This is a genomic window from Ruminococcus flavefaciens, from assembly GCF_900143025.1.
Taxonomy (GTDB): Bacteria; Bacillota; Clostridia; order Oscillospirales; family Ruminococcaceae; genus Ruminococcus; species Ruminococcus flavefaciens_I.
The window spans coordinates 224291-245149 of record NZ_FRCT01000005.1 but is presented as its reverse complement, the minus strand read 5'-3'; the positions used below and the strand labels follow the sequence as shown (position 1 = coordinate 245149).

Sequence of the window (20859 nt, the reverse complement as noted above, 5' to 3'; positions counted from 1 at the left end):
TATGTAAAATTTCTGTTATTATTTAAGTTGCTTGCTTAAATAATGAAAAAAGGAACCAATGGGGGGAAGGTTCCTTTTTCCATAATATCATTTATTATGAGACCCGATCTGTTTATGATTCGGGGAGAGTGGGAATGAGCTTTAAGAGATATTTCTGTATAGTCAAAGCATCTCCGTTGGTAATACCGTTGCCCTTTTGGTGCACATCGGCATTATCGCGGTTCTCGGGAGCTATCTGATACTTGTTCGGATTTGCGAGACTCTGCATGATAAGCACGATATCGCCGAAATCCACCTCGCCGTCACCATTTGCATCACCTGCTACGCCGCTGCCTGCAATTACAGATGTAGTAGTCACAGCAGTAGTTGTGGTGCTGGTTGTGGTTGCAGAAGCAGTAGTTGTTGTCTGCACAGGAGCAGATGTACCGTTTGCATATGGATCAGGAGTTGAAACCTGCTTGACTCCGCTGCTCATATGATAGCCTATGCTCTTGTACGCGCTTCCCGATGCTGTTTCGGCAAATCCGCCTGTCTTAGGAGAGCCGTCTGCATTTCTCCATGTCTTGTGGAAATCCGTACCCATAGCAGCAACGTTAAGGGTCATAAAATCGCCGTCAGCAGGAGTAATGACATCGCCCAGCTTCGCACCGTTGGTCATCGTTGTATTTGACTTGGCAAAGTAGTACTTGCTGTTGTAATACACTGAATTGGACATATTTCCAACAAACTTGTCATTTGAGACCTTTATGCCTGCCGCATTTGTCTTTGATACCCTGCCTGTGTTGATGTATGAAATAACACTGTTGAAGGTTGCAGAGGTATCGCAGCGGTATACCATATAGTTTGCCTTGCCCTTGCCGCCGATACCGTTATTGTACGCGGTGCAGTTCTTCATATCGCCGAATTTCGGGTTATTATTGTCTGTAAATCCGCAGTTGAGGTTCTCGAATGCGAGGCAGTTCTCAACGATGTGGCGTGTGCCAACACCGCCGCCGCCAAGCTTGAAGCCGTTTCCGTCACAGTCTCCGTAGCCCTTGCCGTTTTCCGTGAAACCGTTACGGAATGAGATACAATTCTTTATAGTAACAACGCCTATAGGACCTGTTTCCGTCTTTGCGTATAAATCCCAGCCGTCGTCAGAGTTACAGTATGCGATACAGCCGTCGAATACATTGCCCTCACCACAGGTAAGCTTTGCAGCAAAACCGTCTGCATTTTCCATTGTTGCGTCATCGCAGTTATTGCGCGATGTGCAGTTCTTTACAAGGTTATTTGAAGGCCACTGTGATACACTTGTGTAAGAACCGTTATACCTTGATATCTGGAGACCTGTATCCTGATTGCCGTCAAACAGCATCATTTCAATGATATTGTTATCGCCTGAGAGAAGCATACCGTTGTCGCCTGCATTTGCTATCTCAAAGCCGTAGAAGTGCCAGTATGAGCCGTCAAGGACAAAGCCGCGGTTAGTGCCCGATACAGCTTCACCCGAGAAGTCGAATTTTACATCTGCATTTGGACAAGGAGTGATAGTCTTGTATGAACCTGCCTTGCCTGCATTGCTCTCTTCAATAATAATAGGTGAGCTGCATTTGTATGTACCTGCCAGCAGATAGATAGTGCCGCCTGCTGGTACAGATTTTATAGCTGTAAGTACGTCTGTTGGAGAGCTTACTGACTTTCCGTCGCCTCCGCCGTTAGGTGAAGCGAAGATTATATTTGCACCTGTTACCGGAGTAACCACAGACTGTACTGTTGTGGTCACAGCAGATGTCTGAGATACTGTAGTTGTAGTAGTTATATCAGTAGCTACAGGCTGAAGAACCGTTGTTGTCGTTACAACAGGTGCAGGAGTATTATCCTCCTTGAAGCCGCTGCCGATAGCTGTTACACTGCCCTTATATGCCACAAGTGCGGATTTGAGTCCCTGATTTACCGCATAACTCTCATCGTCAACAGCATTGTTGAACTGCCACTTAAAATCGCCGCCGTCAACTCTGCCTGCCTTTGAAGTTACTATTGAAGGTACATCTTTGGCATTGTCGGGAGTATAGCTGTACATGACACCCGATGTATCGAAATTGTTATATGAAGTTCCGCCGCTTTTTGCCTTTACATTGGAACCTATTTTCTCTGTTTTTGACGATGCCTCATAAGCATCGAAATCCGTATTATTCTGCTGATAGGTAGTATAAGCCTTCTGACCTGTCATAATATTGCCGAAGGACTTTATAACTCCGCCTGCTTCACCTGAGAATGTACCTCCTGTGATATCATCTGAGCCCTGCATGGATATGAGCATAGGATATTTGCAGTTTCTGAAATAGTTGTTCTCAACGAAGCAGGAAGCTCCCATTGTAACGCCTACGCCGTACTTTGCATTGCCGTCAAAATAGTTATTGTAGCAGTGCACCGAGCAGGTCCTTATTCTGGGGTGGCGGGAGTCTGAGTGATCGTACCAGTTATGGTGGTATGTGATGTAATTCTCAGTCGACTCAGACTTCATGCCCTGTAAGTTGCACTTACCGTTGTCCCAGAAATGATTATAGGAATGAGTTATATATGTAGATGTCTTTGTATCAAGCGCTCCGTCGCCCTTTACCTGATCTGCATCGGAGCCTGCATCACCGTAGAAGAAGTCGCAGTTATGCACCCACACATGGTCGTTATTCTGCTGCAGACCGCAGTTATCGCCCTCGTTGCTGTTACAGTTCATAAAACCGAGATTTCTTACCTCAACGTTTGAGCAGTTTTTCATAACAAGTCCGAAGCCGTTGAGAGTCGCATCGTTTCCAATTCCCTCAACAGTACAGCCTGCCTTTACTGAATCAAGCATAAGATCGCCCTTAGTGAGAACTGAGGGATCCGTGATGTTTCCGATGAAGCGTATATTTAACGGTCTCGCTTCTTTTCCCTTTTTATAGCCTGTAATGATGTTCTGCACGCCTGTAAGAGTCTCTGCGCCCTTACCTGTAGCATCAATACTTGCCGTGACACTGTCCTTATTTGAGTTGGTAACGTAAACAACAATGGCATTGCTCTTGAGAGTGCCGTCTGCATTGTATGCACCGCTTGCGCTGCCGCCTACGAAAGCAAAACCGCTTCTGTCGTGTGCATATGCATTCACCTTTGTTTCGGCAGACTTTGAAGCATCTTCCCTGCCGCCTATGACAGGTACTATTTTAATAGTGTGGCTTCCTGCCCTGAGACCTACTGCATCAGCTCTCATGTATCCGCTGTACTGTCTTATGAGCATACTGTCTATCTGAGTGCCGTCAACATAGACATTATAGCCCGATGCGCCCGATACCGATGACCATGTGGCATACACGCCCTCGCCGTAGCCTGCCGAGCTGAGTACCTTCACGCTGCTCTCAGCCGCATACACGGTCATCACAGATGGACCGACATCTGATGTGAATACGTTTCCCGATGTTCCGACTGCCGCGGATAGTGTGATAACAGCCGCAGCCGCAGCAGATGCTGCTCTTTTTTTAAAGTTAGTGTTTCTCATTACAGATCCCTCCGGATTTTAATATCCTCTGAAAAGTATGCCTATTGCATCCTTATCTCACTGATTATATTATATATTCCGATGTAGTTATTTTCAATGACATATAATACTTCTTAGGTGATATTTTGTGCTATAAGTATTTATTATCTCACACAATCTGTCAATTATTGACTTGAACAGTAATTATATTACTATTTTTATATTATATACCGTAATAAAAACTATATATTTCTTAACAAAATGTTCACAATATTCATGTGAGAGTTTTCATATTGTGGTACGTCTAATAAATAGAAGGCATGAAAATTTTACAAAGGAGGTATATTTATGCTATTCAAAAAATTATTATCAATCACACTTGCAGCTGCAATGTCAGCATCTATGCTGTCTGCTGCACCGACCACCACTACCGCAACGGTGGCACCACTAAATGCTATAGCCGCTGATGACACACAAGAGGTCGAAACGGTGCAATGCATGATGTGTCATAAGAACGTACCGAAATCCGAAATTCAGGTTGCTTCAAACGGCTGTGCTGCTTGTTATGACTGCTATCCTGCTGCTTCATGCTGTTTCCCTACAATAACAGCCAGCGCAAGCGGTATTATAACTGCTGTCGACAATGATTCAGTAACTCTCGACAAGGCAGGAAAATACTTCTTCAATGCTCCCCTTGAATTACAGCACCTCACAAACAAGCTCGGTCACAAACCCCAAGTCGGTGAAAAACTGAATATGGAATATACATATGTGGATAATCCCGAGCATACAGACGATCATTACATCATCACTTTCAAAAGTGCAAGCACAGAAAACGATACCACTGTAACTGTGGAGGATAATGAAGTTCACGGTATCGCAGGCGTTTTCGACCATGCAGAGGATGGTTATCTCTATTTCATCAACAACGAAAAATATCCATATGGCGAATCACTTGCAGCGGTCGTCAATTCGCTCAGCAAGGGCAATATAATAAATGTTACCCTTTCAGCTTCTGATACTATTATTAATATAGAAAAGACTCTTGAAGGCACAACTACAGCAACAAGCGTCCAGACATCAATAACGACAACGACCACCTGCATTAACACGACATTGCCTGCTACTACAGAATACTGGAAACAATATGCTCTTTCCCTGATCCCTCCTGAAAAAACCGAATACAATATCGGTGAAGAGCTTGATTTCACAGGCGGAAGCGCATACGGAACCGTATATGATTCTCTCGGAATGCTCGGAGATACTTTCCCACAGCCAATAGATTCAAAGTATTTCAAGGTAGACTCATCTGAATTTGACAACACGAAGCCGGGTACTTATACTATCTACGTAACATACGGCGAAGGCGAAGGAATGGCTAAGCAATCATTTAAGGTAACTGTCCGCAGAGCTGTTACTTCTCAGCCCGTAACAACTACTACGATCACAACTACGTTAACTGCTCCGGTAACAAGCGTCAAAGAATATGACCGCACATCGTTCAGAGGTACTTTCGACAGCTATGCTGATTGTGGTAGCTATAAGGAGCTTTATCTCAGCAACGGTATAAAATACACTTTAAGTTCTCTCCGTCTCGAAGGCGGTCTTTCCGATGAAAAAGTCACAGAAATACTAAAGAGCCTCAATAAGGGCGATAATATAATAGTAACTGCTAATCAAAGCTATATGGCTGTAAACTATCTCTATGATATTTTCAGCATTGATCTATATTCTGTTACAACTCACTATAACCCGAGCCCTACCACAACAGCTAATGTATCTTACCCTTACGGCGGTACAAATAACGATGTTCCCGACAATTCAACAACTTATACAGAACCCGAGCGATGGATGTACGGTACAGGTGTTGACCACTTCGAAAAGATAAAAACTATCCCTACAAAGACTATCTATGACGAGGGTGAAAAACTCGATCTGAGTGGTCTTGTTATCAACGCTTATCACAGCGTAAGCAGGTGGTCAAACAAGGGCAACGGCGAAACTTTAAGAACTGATTACATATGGAATGTTACAAACATTTATCCTAAATACATCAAGATAGAGTCACTTGACGGTGATACTTCTGTTTCAGCCGATGAGTTCAACACACTCAAGGGCGGTACTTATATCGTAAAAATTGGTACAGACGGCAGCTTCAAGTGCAATGTAGAAGGTGAATCATCCGACCGCACTGTTTATGACACACAATCAGTTGAATTCTCTTTTATAGTCTACATCAATTCAGCTGATAAGTCAGCTAAGCTCGTAAAGATCAACAACGCTGAGGTTACAGACTTCACTATCGGTTCAGAAAACGGATTTGTTATAAGCAACGTTGGTGCTTACACTATAAACAGTTGCTTTGACTCAGATATCCGCAAGGGCGACATTGTTTCAGGTAATATCTATGTTTCTCCTGATACAAATACTATCATCCGCAGCGAACTTGAAGTTGAAGAATACAGCGGCGATAAGGGAGATGCCAACGGAGACGGTTCACTCGACATGGGCGACGTTGTTCTTATAATGCAGTCTCTTGCAAATCCTAACAAGTACGGCGAAAACGGTACTGACGCACAACATATCACAAAAAGAGGAATTGCACTCGGTGATATGAACGGCGATGGAATTTCAACTCTGGACGCACTTTCAATACAACGCATACTCCTCGGTATTGATCCAAAGCCTGTATCGGACAATAACCACAGCGAGCAGCCTGTAGTTACAACAGTCACTAATAAAACAATTATCTAAATAGTTACAACAACTGAAACATATTCATGAAACTTTCATCCGACATATTATTACGCTTATACTTTATGCCTTAATGTAGAAATCTCCTTTAAGGTTACTATCGAAAGCGCAGAATAAGCTTAACACACACGTTTTTACACAAGCCCCAATAAAACCATGATATAGTTAAAAGGCTCTCCGTAACCGTGGTACTAATATAGAAGCTTATACTATTTATCGGGGGAAACCTTTCTGAAGAAAGGCTTTCCCCCGAACCCCTTTCCAAAGACTTTTTTAGCTGATTTTTTCTCAGATAGGGCACACCCTGCATTACTTGCAGGGCTTTTTTATTTTCGGTGTGCCCTATCTGAGAAAAAATAAAACTGAAAGTTTTCGGGAGAGAGTTTGAGAGTGACTCCCCACAGTGTGGGGAGATGTCACGCAGTGACAGAGGGGACGTCCTCCGTCAGAGGAGCCCCTTTTTCAAAAGGGGTTCTCTCAATAAATACTACAAAACTGCTATATGGGTATCGAGGTTATGGAGAGCCTTGTTTATGCTTATATATACAAAAAGCTCCGCATAAAGCGGAGCTTAAAGAATTCTTAGAAGAGATCGATGTCGCCGCTTGGCACACCATCAATTACATAGTAAACCTTGTTTGCCTCAGGAATAACATAAAGATCAACCTTCTCAGCATTCTTCTTGCCTGAAGCCTTTATTGCCTTCTTGATAAGCTCATCGGTATTTACCTCTGTGCCTCTTCCCTGGATCACTACCTTGCTTTCAACAGCAGCTGCAGTCTTCTTAGCAGCAGGCTTCTTCTCAGCAGCCGGCTTCTTTGCAGTTGTTGCTTTCTTCTCAGCAGGCTTCTTTGCAGCAGGAGCCTTCTTTGCAGCTGTTGCCTTCTTTTCAGCAGGCTTCTTTGCAGCTGTTGCCTTAGCAGCAGATGCCTTCTTCTCAGCTGTTGCCTTTGTATCAGCTGCAACAGCAGCTGTCTCAACTACTTTTGTATCTGCAGTCTTCTTTTCTGCCATGATAGTATCCTCCTTGAATTACTTGTTAACAGCGTTCTTGAATGCCTGACCAGCCTTGAAAGCAGGAGCCTTTGATGCAGGAGCTGTCATCATCTTCTTTGTCTGAGGATTGATTACCTGCTTCTCCTTACGGTCACGTACTTCAAATGTTCCAAAGCCTACGATTGAAACCTTCTCACCGCTTGCGAGAGCATCTGTAATTGTTGAGATGATAGCGTTTACAGCAGTCTCTGCGTTCTTCTTTGTGAAGTCAGCCTTGTCGGCAACTGCACTGATTAACTCGGTCTTTGTCATAGTTTTATCCTCCATAAAATAGATTTTACAATTGAATTATATACCCTTTATAACGATTTGTCAAGAATTTCAAAAAAAAATGACAAATCCACCTATATTTGGCTGTATACCGCCCCATTTTTATTCAAAACCGCCATAGAATTTGCCTATTTTCCGTTGAAAACGGTGCTGCCGCCCATTTTTTATTTTACTTTTTGTATATTATGTCTAAAATATTCCGAAATATAGAGTGATTTCAGCTCTTTGAAGGTAAAAAAATCAACGTTTTCGTCTCTGATTTTCTTAATATTTTGTGAACACGCCCAAAATATCCGACTTTTGCACTTGACCTTTAGCCATCAAAAAAATAAAAAGCCATAGTATTTCCGACTTTTCATCAGGAAAACTATGGCTTTGTTTTATTTATCAATCTGCGACCAGCTTGCCGTTTGCGTCTATGTCTATATCAATGACATCGCCTGCGGAAAGGTTGCCGCCTATTATACGCTTAGCCGCAAGTGTCTCAACATTGCGCTGAATAAATCTTCTGAGCGGTCTTGCACCGAAATTAGGATCATAACCGCACTCAACGATATAATTCTTAGCAGCCTCGCTTACATTTATACGTATATGCTTGTCGTCCAGACGCTTCTGAAGGTCAGCCAACATAAGGTCAACTATCTTGATTATCTCTGTTTTAGCCAGCGGCTTATAGAAGATTATCTCATCAAGACGGTTGAGGAACTCAGGTCTGAACTGCGTTTTAAGAAGTCCCTCTACCTGTGAACGTGCCTCATCGGTTATCTCACCGTTTTCGTCAATACCTTCAAGTATATACGGAGAACCTAAATTAGATGTGAGTATTATAATAGTATTCTTGAAATCAACTGTTCTGCCCTGTGAGTCTGTGATACGACCGTCATCAAGCACCTGAAGCAGTATATTGAACACATCGGGGTGAGCCTTTTCTATCTCATCAAAGAGAACTACAGAGTACGGCTTTCTGCGGACTGCCTCTGTGAGCTGACCGCCCTCATCATAACCAACATATCCTGGAGGCGCACCAATGAGTCTGCTTACGCTGAATTTCTCCATATATTCGCTCATGTCGATACGGATAATATTTCTCTCATCGTCAAAGAGTATCTCTGAGAGTGCCTTTGCAAGCTCTGTCTTGCCCACACCTGTAGGACCGAGGAAGAGGAATGAACCGATAGGTCTGTCGGGAGCCTGTATACCTGCACGAGAACGCAGTATAGCTTCGCTTACCTTTGTAACAGCCTCGTCCTGTCCGATGACTCTCTTATGGAGAAGTCCTTCCAGTCCCAGTATCTTTTCCTTTTCGCCTTCCATAAGCTTTGATACAGGGATACCTGTCCAGCGGCATACGATCTTTGCGATCTCGTCCTCTGTTACCTTATCACGGAGGAGTCTGCCATTCTCCACGTCATGCTCTGCCTGCTTTTCAAGCTCCTCCAGTTCTTTCTGGAGCTGCGGCAGCTTGCCGTATTTCAGCTCAGCAGCCTTGTTAAGGTCGTACTCACGCTCAGCCTTATCTATCTCGCCGCCTGTACGCTCTATCTCCTCACGGAGCTTCTGAACAGCGGAGATATCATTCTTTTCGTTTTCCCACTTAGCCTTCATGCTGTTGAACTTCTCACGCAGCTCTGCAAGCTCCTTCTGAATCTCCTCAAGGTGTTCCTGAGAGATATTGTCGCTTTCCTTTTTGAGCGCAGCTTCTTCAATTTCCAGCTGTACTATCTTACGTGAGATAACGTCCAGCTCAGTTGGCATGGAGTCCATTTCAGTACGTATAGTCGCACAAGCCTCATCTATAAGGTCAATAGCCTTATCTGGGAGGAAACGGTCTGTTATATAACGATTTGAAAGCATTGCTGCCGAAATAAGTGCATTATCGCTTATCTTTACGCCGTGGAAGACCTCATAACGCTCCTTGAGTCCACGAAGTATGGATATAGTATCCTCAACGCTTGGCTCATCGACCATAACAGGCTGGAAACGTCTTTCAAGAGCAGGGTCTTTTTCGATGTACTGACGGTACTCATTAAGTGTGGTAGCACCGATACAGTGGAGCTCACCTCTTGCAAGCATAGGCTTTAAAAGGTTGCCTGCGTCCATAGCACCGTCGGTCTTTCCTGCACCAACGATAGTGTGGAGCTCATCAATAAAGAGAAGTATCTGTCCGTTGCTGTTCTTTATCTCATTGAGGACAGCCTTCAGACGCTCCTCAAATTCGCCTCTGTACTTTGCTCCTGCGACGAGAGCTCCCATATCAAGCGAGAAGACCTTGCGGTCTTTAAGGCTGTCGGGGACATCTCCTGCCACGATACGAAGGGCAAGTCCCTCAGCGATCGCAGTTTTACCAACGCCCGGTTCACCGATGAGCACAGGGTTATTTTTCGTTTTTCTTGAGAGTATGCGGATAACGTTTCGTATCTCGCTGTCACGTCCGATAACGGGGTCGAGTTTATTTCTCCTGGCAAGCCCGACAAGCTCCTGACCGTATTTTGTGAGCACATCGTAGGTATCCTCCGGATTTTCACTGGTGACTCTGGTATTTCCTCTGACGGACATAAGTGCGCTGAGAAAGCTGTCACGGGTGATATTGAATGTGCCGAAAAGCTGTGAAACATCTCTGTCCTTGCTGTCGATAAGAGCAAGCATAAGATGCTCTACGGAAACGAATTCGTCCTTCATATTTGCAGCGATGCCCTCAGCCGATGTGAGAACTCTGTCGCACTCAGCCGATATGCCGATATTACTGCTTCTGCCGCTTCCCGTTACCTTCGGGAGAAGGTTCATCTTCTTCTCAACCTCAGAGTCGAAGATATCCTCGTCTATATTCATCTTTTTAAGGAGCTGCGGTATAAGTCCGTTTTCCTGACGAACCAGTCCTGCAAGCAGGTGTATAGGCTCGATAACGGAATTTGAGAGCATTACAGCGATGCTCTGCGCTTTTCTAACAGCGTCAATGGATTTCTGTGTCAATTTCTCTGCATTCATATTTATTCCTCCATTCACATTTTCTTTCTTATCAAAAATTATTCATTGAATACTCTTTTTTGCTTACTAAATAATATACCTGCTTAACAGCAATCGGTAATTCTTTTCAAGAATATGTGCGCTCTCGCCAAAGTTGGCAGGATCCGCAAAATACACCTTTACGGCGTGGTCAAGATCCTTGATGTACTCGCCTATTGCTTCGCCAAGCTGTTCTCCCGTAAGCTTTCCGGTATTTATAAGAGCCCTCGAAAAGCTTCCGTCACCTATCTCGCAGCTGTACTTATTTATACCAAGCTGTTGCAGATACGTTTTTTCAAGCTTTGCACGATAGGCAAAAAAGCTGTGAAACATATCAATAAGCGCCGAGCTCTGCGTCCTTATGTTAACTCTGAGAGTACCGATATGATCCGACGGCGATCGTTCCAGCTCCACCTTATAATTTATAGTAGGTCTGTACTTATATTCCAGCGCGGTTTTTACGGTCATAAGTGACGGCGAACGCTGTTCCTGTATCAGGAAGCTGCTGCTGACCAGCTCTGCCACCTGTTCAAATATCTCCCTCATACGCATTTCGGGGGTAACACAGGATAAATGCTCTGCAAGTATCTGATTTATAAGATTTGAGCGGCTCGTCCCCAGCCTGTAAGCCTCTTTGTCCACAGCTTTTATAACATCGTCCATTAGGACAAGGCTGTATACACTCTTTTTCACGGGTACATCACTTCCCTTCTTCATTACATATATTCTAACACAGGTTATAGAATTTGTCAAGCGGATTATATAATCTTTCACGCAAGTTTCACAATGTAAAAAAAATCCGCTCAGAGGGAGCGGATATTCGACCCAAACGATTTCTCGTTTAGCACTGTGGGTCGAGCCATAGACGATAAGTTAAAACAAATTATTGAGAATAGAAAACATGAAAAAATTACAAATGAAAGGGGTTAGTTTTATTACTTGACAAAACTATTTCTATGGCGTGCAAGTGAACTAATACTCAATATCAAGCACATGAGAGGGGAGGGTACTTGATGTTGAATACCAATAATCTTCATTTGCTGTATTTATTATATTGCATTATCCCGTACTTTACAATATACATTTATCTACAAAAATATACTTATGTGTACTTTTGCTTGTTTTTTCATATTTTTTCAAGTTAATTTTATGTGAATAAGTTTTCACTTATTACATATTTACATTTATTATACAATAATTCTTTTATTTAGTCGTAAACAGATTAAGTCCTTCTTCAATGGTATACTGTTCTGTATTTTCGCCATTGATAACAGCATAGAATGTATTCCCTGCTGATATTTCAGGTGCAAGCATCATAAGGCTTCTGAATTCTGTATGCGGAACAAATGTAGCCATCTGGATATCATTGAGCACCATTTCAACACTGTTTCCGCCTTCTACAGGGTCAACAAGGTCCATGACCACATAAGGTCTTTCAGAGTATGTAGGAACAGATACCTGATTGCCTGCTGCAAAAACATATCCGCCTGTATAGCTGAAGGTTCCCATAGCATAAATGGAACGCTTCTCCTCCTTGAAGCCGCCCGATATCATTGTACAGCCACCGTTTATATTGATAGTACCCTTTGACTTGATACCGTTTGTGCCGCCCTTGATATTTACTCTGCCGCCGTTTATCGTGATATCATCGTGAACAAATATGCCCGATTTTGCAGAAATGATATTATATGTGCCGTTATCGACGATAATATCGTCATCGCAGGATATACCGTGAGCATTGTTTGCAGTTATATAAAGCTCGCCGTTGCCCTTGAGTCTGAGAGTATCATTGGAGAAGATAGTACCGTCGTATATCTTATTGTCGCCGCCGTCGGAAAGGTAATTTGCTGTACCGTCCTTGACCTTGATAGTACACTTCTTAGCCTCATCAATAAGGATAGCAGGACCGTTTGAATTGGATATCTCAACGCCGTTAAGCACGATAGTGACCTTATCCGTCGGAGAAGCTGTATCAACGCATATCTGACCGTTTGGAAGACTTCCCGAAAAGATATAATCGCCCTCAGAGGTAATAGTTACCACCGAGCCGTTCACCTTTATATTACTGCCCTTTACGTTTATATCACTGCCAAGAGTTACCTCGGCAGTATACTTTAATGTATCATCAGGCGCTTCGACCTCAGAGCTGTTGACAGGCGCAGTAGGTGCCTGTGTTGCAGGCTGAGTATTGGGCTGTGTATTCTGATTCTGCTCACCGCCGCCGTTTTCACCGCCCTGGTTATTGTTTCCGCCTGTATTACCGCTGAAGCCGCCGCCGTTATAGTTATTCTGTACGCCGCCCCATGTACCGCCGCCTGACTGTCCCCAGTTAGGAACGCTCTGCTGTCCGCCGCTGTACGGGTTTCCGCCGTTGGGATTACTGTTTCCCCAGAAATTATTGCTGCTGTTGTTATTTGATGGATAGCCGCTTCCGCCCATATAAGGCGCGGAATTTCCACCCTGAGGACCATTTCCGTTAGGCATACCGCCGCCGTTGCCGCTATTCTGCTGAGGCATATTATTCTGACCGTTATTTGGTCCGCCATTATTCTGTCCACCGTTATTCTGCGGCTTATTCTGAGAGCTGTCGCCCCAGTCGAGCTTCTGTGAAGAGCTCTTGCTCGTATCCTCGGAATATATAGTCGGGTTTTTATCTTTGTCCGACTCAGGAACTTCATCTTTTCCGCATGATACTGCGGTCATCAGTGTTAAAAGTGCAGCAGCCGCTGCAATAAACCTTCTATATTTCATAGCTTTCTCTCCTTTTCCCCATATGCAAAATTTGTCAGACCTATAATTAGAGCCTGACAAATCTGCTGGAGAGGGTTTTAAATTATCTATTTATCAGCCTTCGTATATCTTATCGTCATACTTGAAGAATACGAGGTTGATCGTCATATTTCCGTTAAGAGCACGGAGCTCATCAACGAATTTCTTCTGGTCGATGTTATCAAGAACATCAACGCTGTAGATAAGCTCAAAGAGTGTACCGAAGTTTGTTGTCTTAACTCTTCTGAGCTTGTGGTATGTTGTGTATCTGCCGAGAACAGGCTCAAATACGCCCTGATAATCAAGGTTCTCGGGGATAGCGATCTTGAGAGTCATATGTCTCTTCTTGCAGCCGCCGAAGTCTGTCTCGCTGAGGATAAACATTACAACGCCGAGGATAACAAAGAATACGATAGCAAATCCGATGTATCCGATACCGCAGGCTGTACCTGCTGCCATTGCAAAGAATATGTATGCTATATCCTTCGGGTCACCCGCAACGCTTCTGAATCGTACAAGTGTGAATGCACCTGCCAGACTGAGTGCGCCTGCTGTTGTGTTAATGAGTAAAAGTATAAGTGAAACGATAGTCGGAAGCATTATCATGGTCAGAACATAGCTCTGTGAATAACCCTCTTTTCTATGAGTCACGATGTAGATAAGGCTTATAAGGAAGCCTATAAGAAGTGCTGCGCCGACGCAGAGGAAAAACTCTCCCGCCTTGATAGTAGTCAGTGTTGAGCTGATGCCCAAAACCGAATCACTTGACTCATAATACTTTGAAAGTACATTTCCGAAAAAACCGTGTTCAAACATAAATTATACGCTCCTGTTCATAATTACGTTATTCTTAACCATTGAGATGCCTGATATATAAATCCTTCTTCCCGATGTCTGCTGAGCACCCTCGATCTGAGTTTTAACGAAGTTCTGATATGCTCTGCCGTACTTTGAGAAGCTGGTCTTGAAGATACCAAGCTCTGACATCTTGCTTACCAGCCAGTCGGGAATGGCATTTGAGACCTTGACCTCCATAAGTCTCTGGTCTACGCCGATTATATAATTGCCGTAGCTCTCATAGTTCAGTCCGAGATCATAGCGGCGCTCAGTTATCTTTCTGTCAAACGTAAGACGGAAATCGTGATCGTACTTTCCGAAGAAAGCCTCACGCTGATAACTGATATACTGCTTTGGTGCGATGGGATAATTGTCAAGGAATACATCGAGCTCTCTGAAAACCTGCTCTGTTATGTACTTATCATATGCAGGCTTTGTTCGGTCAGCAAAGTATGCATCTGAATCAGCAAGGGTCATTGAAACTCTTCTCTTTGTAACAATTCCGCCGATCTTCTTCTTTATCTCAAGGAAAACCTTGTCATCAGGCTTAGCAGGTGAATAATAGCTGCGAAGTCTGATCTTTTCCTTGTAATATGGCTTTGAGAGTGACTCTCTTATAAGGTAATCATCTGGGGTATCATAATAGATATTATAAATACCATACTCCTTACCGCCTATGCAGTAATCATCAGGATTCATATACTCGGATATGACCTCCATCAGTCCGTGATACTGATCCATATTAAGGAGAAACTTGATTTCTTTGCGAGCGAATGTATTGATTGCCATAACTACCTCCGAAACGGACTTTTCCGCACGGAGTCTCACACTCCTTTCGTATCATTTGATTACATTATAGTCACCGTTCCTTAAAATAGTCTTAAGAATATGTTAAATTCACCAAAACTTCAGCTTTATTCCACAAAGAGGTCACAAAAGCTGATTTATCCCTATAATGCGTCGTTTGTACGCCCCGCACAATGTCCTTTACCTTTTTATTGAAAAATTGCCTCATGTCTAAATGACAATTTTTTGTGTGATTTTGTTGAAATATACCATTATTTTGACATGAGTGTGCCTTGCTTTTAAGTCTTTTCACCCCTTTTTAACATAAAAATAGCAACAATTGAACAATAGTCCGCAATAATTGACAAAAATGCCGTTATTTCGTCGTTTGACCCGCCATTACTGTTAATATTATTTGTTAATTGTGAACTATTTTTTAACATCAAACCTGCTTCCTGTATTTGGTAGGAGTCACCCCCACATTTTTCTTGAACTGCCTCATAAAATGCTCTTCGTTGTCATATCCGCACATAGCTGCGACCTGCGAAACAGTACAGTCCGTTTCGCTGAGTATCTCCTTCGCCTTTTCTATCTTGCCGCTTATAACATCGGCAATACATGACACACCGAAGGTCTCGCGGTAAAGATGCTGAAAATACGACCTTGACATATTCACATAAGCCGCCATGGTATCCACATTCCACTTCATCTGCGGATTGCGGTATATCTTTTCTCTCAGCTCTATCAGCAGTCCGTAATGCGGTTCGGAAGTCTGCACGGCTATATCCCTGTGCAGTCTCGCGTCACTCAGCTTTACAAGAAGTATCCTCATAAGACTGTCAAGCATTTTTAGTCTTCGCGCTCCGAGAGAGTAATACTCCTCGGCTATATTGCGCATGAGTCCGCATATGAACTCTGTATCCGCAAAGCATATAGGGCGGTCATATTCAAGCTCCAGCGACTCCATAAGCTCCTGCTCATCGCCTGCATCAAAGCATATCCAGTCGCATACCATCGCACATTCATCTGTACTGCACTGAGCAGTGCAGCTGCCGCTGAAAAGTAAAAGCGTATCCGCAGGAAGCTGCATAACCGCACCGTCTATGCTGACGCAGCTTCTGCTCCTTATGAGCATGAGCATATACTCCCCGTCCGCCTGCTTTTTTATCACAGTACCGCTTTTGTATATGGAATTCCAGCCTGTACAGCGTATATTCACATTATCACTTCCCGTCAGCGATAAACCGCCATTCTATATCCTTCCAGTAGTCACCTGCGTAGTCGATGCCCACACGGGGCGCAGTCCTTATTTCAGGTCGGAAACCGTCGTCCTCGAACCATATGCCCTCATTATCCTTGAGGAAAACACCGTTGAAGCCCCCGTCCACCTTCATGTTCTTGGTGAGCTTTGCAGGTCCGTCAAAGCGCTCTCCTGCACGTAGAAGTACGCCCTGAGGCTGGTCCTTTTCGCCTGTTATGACATTCATAAGCCAGTGCATACCGTAGCAGAGATACACATAAATGACTCCGCTTTCTCCGTAGAGCAGCTCTGTGCGCTTAGTCCTGCCCTTTGCCGCATGGCAGCCCTTATCCTCTTCACCGCGGTACGCCTCTGTCTCGGCGATACGCTCCCGAAGCTCACTGCCGTCCGCAAGTCTGTGAACGAGTATCTTTCCAACAAGGTCGGGAGCTACATCAAGAGCATCGCGGTGAAAAAACTCCGCATCAAGTCTTTTATTCATGCTCATACCCTCAGACTCGCTTCAAGCTCCGCATCGGGCTTCACAAAGGCAGTTTTGTAATTGGTGAAGATAACCTTTCCCGGCTTTGCACCAGCAGGCTTTTTCACAAATTTGGCAAGACAGTAGTCAACAGGCACAAGTCCCGAATTTCTGCCGCTGCTGTTTACCGCAGCAATTATTGCAGCCTCCTCGATAGTCTTATCAGGAGGAGTTTCTCCGTCAGTGAGTATCAGTACGTGAGAGCCTGTAATAAGCTGAGTATGCAGCCAAATATCGGATTTCTCAGCAAATTTGAGACTGAGCTGGTCGTTCTGCTTATTATTTCGTCCCACAAGTATTGTAAATCCGTCACTGGACTTATACTCGATTGGCGGCAGAGCCTTTGGCGGCTTAGCCTTTCCGCCTGCATAGCGGATATAGCCCTGCTCGCGCAGCTCCAGTCTCAGCTGTATGATATCGTTCTCGGAAGACGCTCTTGTCAGCGAGTCAAATACGCTTTCAAGATACTGAAGCTCCTCCTCGCCCTTTTGTATCTGCACCGCCAGCTTTTCCTCGGCAGTAACCGACTTCTTGTACTCGTTATAATAATGCTGGGCATTCTGTGCAGGAGTTTTCCTCACATCAAGCTCAATTGTCATCTGCGGACAGCTCTCGTCGTAGAAATTCTCCACCGTAGCACTGCTGTCCCCTTTCTGTATGCGGTACATATTTGCGGAAATAAGGTCGCCGCAGAGCTTAGCGTGCTCCTTGTCAGCACAGGCATCGAGCTCCTCACGCTGTGCAGCGATACGCCTTGAAGTACGTTCCGTAAGGTTCATAAGCAGCTTAAACAGGTCGTTTGCACGCTGCTTTGTACGCGCAGCCCTGTCACGCTCGGAGTAGAAATAGTCCAGCAGCTCTGAGGCTGTAGGTATCTCCTTTGTATACATAAGTGTTCCGAACTGTGAAAGGCGTATAAAGGAAAAGTCCTTCAGCTGTCCCTCCTTATCGCTCGCCACTGAGAAACAGCACTCGCCGTTTTCAAGCTGACCCTTTGTACGCTTTATGACAAAAAGAAGTCTGTCCAACTGGTCTCCGTCAATGGTATCGCTTTCAAGGTGCGCTCCCCTGCCGGCAAAGAACGCCCACTCACGGGCAAGTATCGGTGAAATACCCTCGAATATGCGTATAAGAGCCTTTGAAAGCTCTTTAGGCTCGGTACTGCGCAGACGCTCCACTATCTCCTCAGGCTCGGCTATAAGGAAATTCAGCCTGTCATCACGGGGCGGCATAGTGTACTTCATACCAGGGAGCACAAGTCTCTCACGGGACATATCCTCGTCAACACGCTTGATACTGTCAATGACCTTGCCTTCATGGCTAATGATAACAAGATTTGAACACCGTCCCATTATCTCGCAGGCAAGTGTAACAGTCACCACATCACCCAGCTCGTTTACGCACTCAAAGTCAAGAAAGAGTATTCTTTCCAATCCGTCCTGCCTGATATCAATGAGCTTACCGCTGCCAAGACGCTTGCGAAGAAGCATACAGAACATAGGCGGAGTCTGTGGATTATCCACGTTGTTTTCGGTCATATGCACCCTTGCACTTCCTGCATTTGAGGATATATAGAGCTTTTTGCTGCCGCCTCGGGTACGTATGGAAATTATTACCTCCTCACGGGAGGGTTGGTGTATTTTCTCGACTCTTCCACCGATAAGCGGAAGAAGTTCTTTTCTCACTGCATATAAGAAAGCTCCGTCAAGAGCCATAAGATCATTCCTTTGCTAATTTTTATGTGCAGCTTTACTGCTTCAACAAAAGCATATGTATTTCCGACAAATTACTGCATATCAGATATTGCGGTATACAAGCAATTCAAAATCCGCCTTTGTTGTTAAATGACCGAGCTTTGCAAGTCTCTCCTGCTGCTCACGCCCCGTCCTGTAGTAATAGGGAGTCATGGAAAACAGTGCGTTTATGTCCTCCTGACTTTCGAGGCGCATCTCATAGGTCACACGCTTCTTGCTCACAAGCTCGAAGCCTTCAAGCTCATAGGGTTTCACTTCATTTTTGTATGGGGTATCATATATAGCCTTTTTCAGCTCCCAAAGATGCTCCTGTGAAGGTATTGCCATTATCATTATACCGTCTTTTCTTAGAACTCGCTGAAACTCTTCTCCGCAGTACGGCGCAAAAAGAGTCACAAGCATATCGCAGGAATTGTCAGCAACAGGGATATGAAACACGCTTGCAACTGCAAGCTCCGCTGTTTTTATTCGCTTTGAGCTGTACTCCACCGCTGTTTTTGATATGTCGATACCGCATACCTCAGCCTTAATATTTGCTCCATTCAGCCTATCAATTATTGCTGATGTATAGTATCCCTCACCGCAGCCCGCATCAATAATGACCGAACCTTTCAGGTTATTTTCAACAGCCTCGCACAATGCCTCGCACAGCGGCGAATAATAGCCCTTATCCAGAAAATCACGCCTTGCCTGCACCATGAGCTTATTGTCACCGTGAACGGTCTTGCCCATATGCTTTGAGAGCAAAAGATTTACATAGCCGCTTCTTGCCCTGTCGAAGCTGTGTCTCTTTCCGCAGACGTAGGAATTTCCCGATAGATCAAGCTTCTGTCCGCATACAGGACATATGAATATACTCATGCTCTCACCTCAGACATATTCACAAGGATCAACAGAAGTCTCGGCGATCTCCACATCAAGCTGTGGAAATTTCTCTTCGAGAACGCGTCGGAGCTCCCATAAAACAAGATTTTCCGTGTGGAAATGTCCGCAGTCCAGCAGCGCAATATGCTGATTATTGGCATCTATCCACACATCATGCTTCACATCGCCCGTAATATACGCATCACAGCGCTTCTCAACAGCAGTTCCCAGATCAGAACCGCCCGAGCCCGAACAGAACGCGATACGTCTGATCTTTTCAGCTTTTTTCGTAAAGCGGACGATTTCACAGCCGAATATCTCCTTGCATACCTCAGCAAGCTCCTTAGCATAAATTTCTTCTTTAAGCTCGATTATCCAGCCCAGATTATTACCGCCGCCAAGCTCCTCAAATGGCTCGGGAGTTCCGACGATACCGAGCTTTTCATCAAGTTTACGAAGGATAACGCCATTAGTACCACCCTGAGCGATATCAAGATTAGTATGCATACATATTGCAGCGATACCGCGCTCGATAAGTCTGAAAACAGGGTCGTCCCTCGTTATTCTTTTACGGGGGTCAAAAATCACAGGGTGATGCGAGATAATAAGCTCCGCACCCTTTTCAAAAGCCTCATTCACAGCCTTGTTGGTAATATCAAGAGTCAGGAGGACCCTGCCGCAATCCATATTGAAATTCTCAACCAACAGCCCTGAATTATCCCATTTTTCCTGCAAATCAAAGGGATAAACGCTGTCAAGAAAGCTGTAGATATCGGCAATGCTTACAATATCTGTTCCGTTTTTCATTTTATAGGAAAGAGCAGAATAATGCTGTGCGCCATTCTTATCTCCCGCACTTTCAAGGGAACTGCTTATCTTTGCAAGTCTTTCCGCTTCACGGCTGCGGAGTTTTTTTGCGGCTTCGTCATTGACATCAAAGAAACCGTAAAGCGCGTCATTTTCCGTAAGCTGTGCCATGTCAGCAGACTTTTCGGCGACTATTATAACGTATATTTTATCCTTATCTTCAACAGCATACTCCTCGGTTATCTCATACTGTAATTCATAGAGCTTTTTACGAAGGAGCTCTGCTTTTGTCATGGGCTGAAGTATTAACCTTACGTTATCGGGTTTATCCGAAGTTGTATCACCGATTATTGCTGCGATAGTTTCTCCGCCCATGCCTGCAATAACAATATCGGTAACGCCGTTAAGGTCTACATTCTGAAGTCCATCGGAGAGTACAAGCTCGACCTTGTCCTGTACTCCGTATTTTTCCACGGTATTTCGAGCAGCTTCAAGAGGTCCTTCCTTCACATCGGAAGCAATGACCCTGCTGCACTTTCCGCTTTTCACCAGTTCAGCCGCGAGGTATGCGTGGTCTGTACCGACATCAACGGCGATGCCCTCGCCGCTTACAAGCTCAGCAATTTTCTTCAGTCTTTTATCAAGCATTTCTGCACCTCATTACTCAAAAATAGCGCACTGCATA

Annotated in this window: 14 protein-coding genes; 1 reads left to right on the top strand and 13 read right to left on the bottom strand. The window is 44.4% G+C overall.

The features are described 5' to 3' along the window. Positions 1-112 precede the first annotated feature (112 nt). Positions 113-3514: a pectate lyase family protein gene (locus tag BUB28_RS16725; protein ID WP_072950309.1), complete on the bottom strand. Its 3402-nt coding sequence runs from the start codon at positions 3512-3514 to the stop codon at positions 113-115. Between the two features lie 327 nt (positions 3515-3841). Here BUB28_RS16725 and BUB28_RS07545 point away from each other — a divergent pair, with 327 nt between their 5' ends. After that, positions 3842-6247, top strand: coding sequence for a dockerin type I repeat-containing protein (locus tag BUB28_RS07545; protein ID WP_072950308.1), 2406 nt, complete (start codon positions 3842-3844; stop codon positions 6245-6247). 582 nt (positions 6248-6829) lie between these two features. Here BUB28_RS07545 and BUB28_RS17005 read toward each other — a convergent pair. The 12 genes from BUB28_RS17005 to BUB28_RS07485 all read right to left on the bottom strand — a co-directional run bounded on the left by BUB28_RS17005 (position 6830) and on the right by BUB28_RS07485 (position 20822). Then, on the bottom strand, positions 6830-7261 hold the full coding sequence (locus BUB28_RS17005; RefSeq protein ID WP_072950306.1) for a DUF6465 family protein: 432 nt from the start codon (positions 7259-7261) through the stop codon (positions 6830-6832). Positions 7262-7279: 18 nt separating this feature from the next. Next, the gene (locus tag BUB28_RS07535) at positions 7280-7555 is read right to left on the bottom strand and encodes an HU family DNA-binding protein (protein WP_028518446.1); all 276 of its coding nucleotides are present in this window, start codon (positions 7553-7555) and stop codon (positions 7280-7282) included. Between the two features lie 405 nt (positions 7556-7960). Continuing rightward, positions 7961-10558 (bottom strand): ATP-dependent chaperone ClpB, encoded by a 2598-nt coding sequence (clpB, locus tag BUB28_RS07530; RefSeq protein ID WP_072950304.1) that lies wholly within the window; start codon positions 10556-10558, stop codon positions 7961-7963. Positions 10559-10624: 66 nt separating this feature from the next. Beyond that, positions 10625-11293, bottom strand: coding sequence for a hypothetical protein (locus BUB28_RS07525; protein ID WP_072950303.1), 669 nt, complete (start codon positions 11291-11293; stop codon positions 10625-10627). Positions 11294-11779: 486 nt separating this feature from the next. Further along, positions 11780-13327, bottom strand: coding sequence for a carbohydrate-binding domain-containing protein (locus BUB28_RS07520; RefSeq protein ID WP_072950301.1), 1548 nt, complete (start codon positions 13325-13327; stop codon positions 11780-11782). Positions 13328-13420: 93 nt separating this feature from the next. Continuing rightward, entirely contained in the window at positions 13421-14161 is a 741-nt protein-coding gene (locus BUB28_RS07515; RefSeq protein WP_081373428.1) for a DUF4956 domain-containing protein, read from the bottom strand. A 3-nt stretch (positions 14162-14164) separates the two neighbouring features. Further along, on the bottom strand, positions 14165-14971 hold the full coding sequence (locus BUB28_RS07510) for a polyphosphate polymerase domain-containing protein (protein ID WP_072950300.1): 807 nt from the start codon (positions 14969-14971) through the stop codon (positions 14165-14167). A 439-nt stretch (positions 14972-15410) separates the two neighbouring features. Continuing rightward, a complete protein-coding gene (locus tag BUB28_RS07505) occupies positions 15411-16187 on the bottom strand; it encodes a helix-turn-helix domain-containing protein (RefSeq protein ID WP_072950298.1) in 777 nt (258 codons plus the stop codon). 4 nt (positions 16188-16191) lie between these two features. Beyond that, a complete protein-coding gene (locus BUB28_RS07500) occupies positions 16192-16710 on the bottom strand; it encodes a DNA-3-methyladenine glycosylase (RefSeq protein WP_072950296.1) in 519 nt (172 codons plus the stop codon). A 2-nt stretch (positions 16711-16712) separates the two neighbouring features. Further along, positions 16713-18464 (bottom strand): Rqc2 family fibronectin-binding protein, encoded by a 1752-nt coding sequence (locus tag BUB28_RS07495; RefSeq protein ID WP_072950294.1) that lies wholly within the window; start codon positions 18462-18464, stop codon positions 16713-16715. A gap of 81 nt (positions 18465-18545) precedes the next feature. Continuing rightward, complete coding sequence (locus BUB28_RS07490) at positions 18546-19364, bottom strand: methyltransferase domain-containing protein (protein ID WP_072950292.1); 819 nt, start codon at positions 19362-19364, stop codon at positions 18546-18548. Positions 19365-19373: 9 nt separating this feature from the next. Next, the gene (locus BUB28_RS07485) at positions 19374-20822 is read right to left on the bottom strand and encodes a Nif3-like dinuclear metal center hexameric protein (protein ID WP_072950290.1); all 1449 of its coding nucleotides are present in this window, start codon (positions 20820-20822) and stop codon (positions 19374-19376) included. Between the last annotated feature and the right edge of the window lie 37 nt (positions 20823-20859).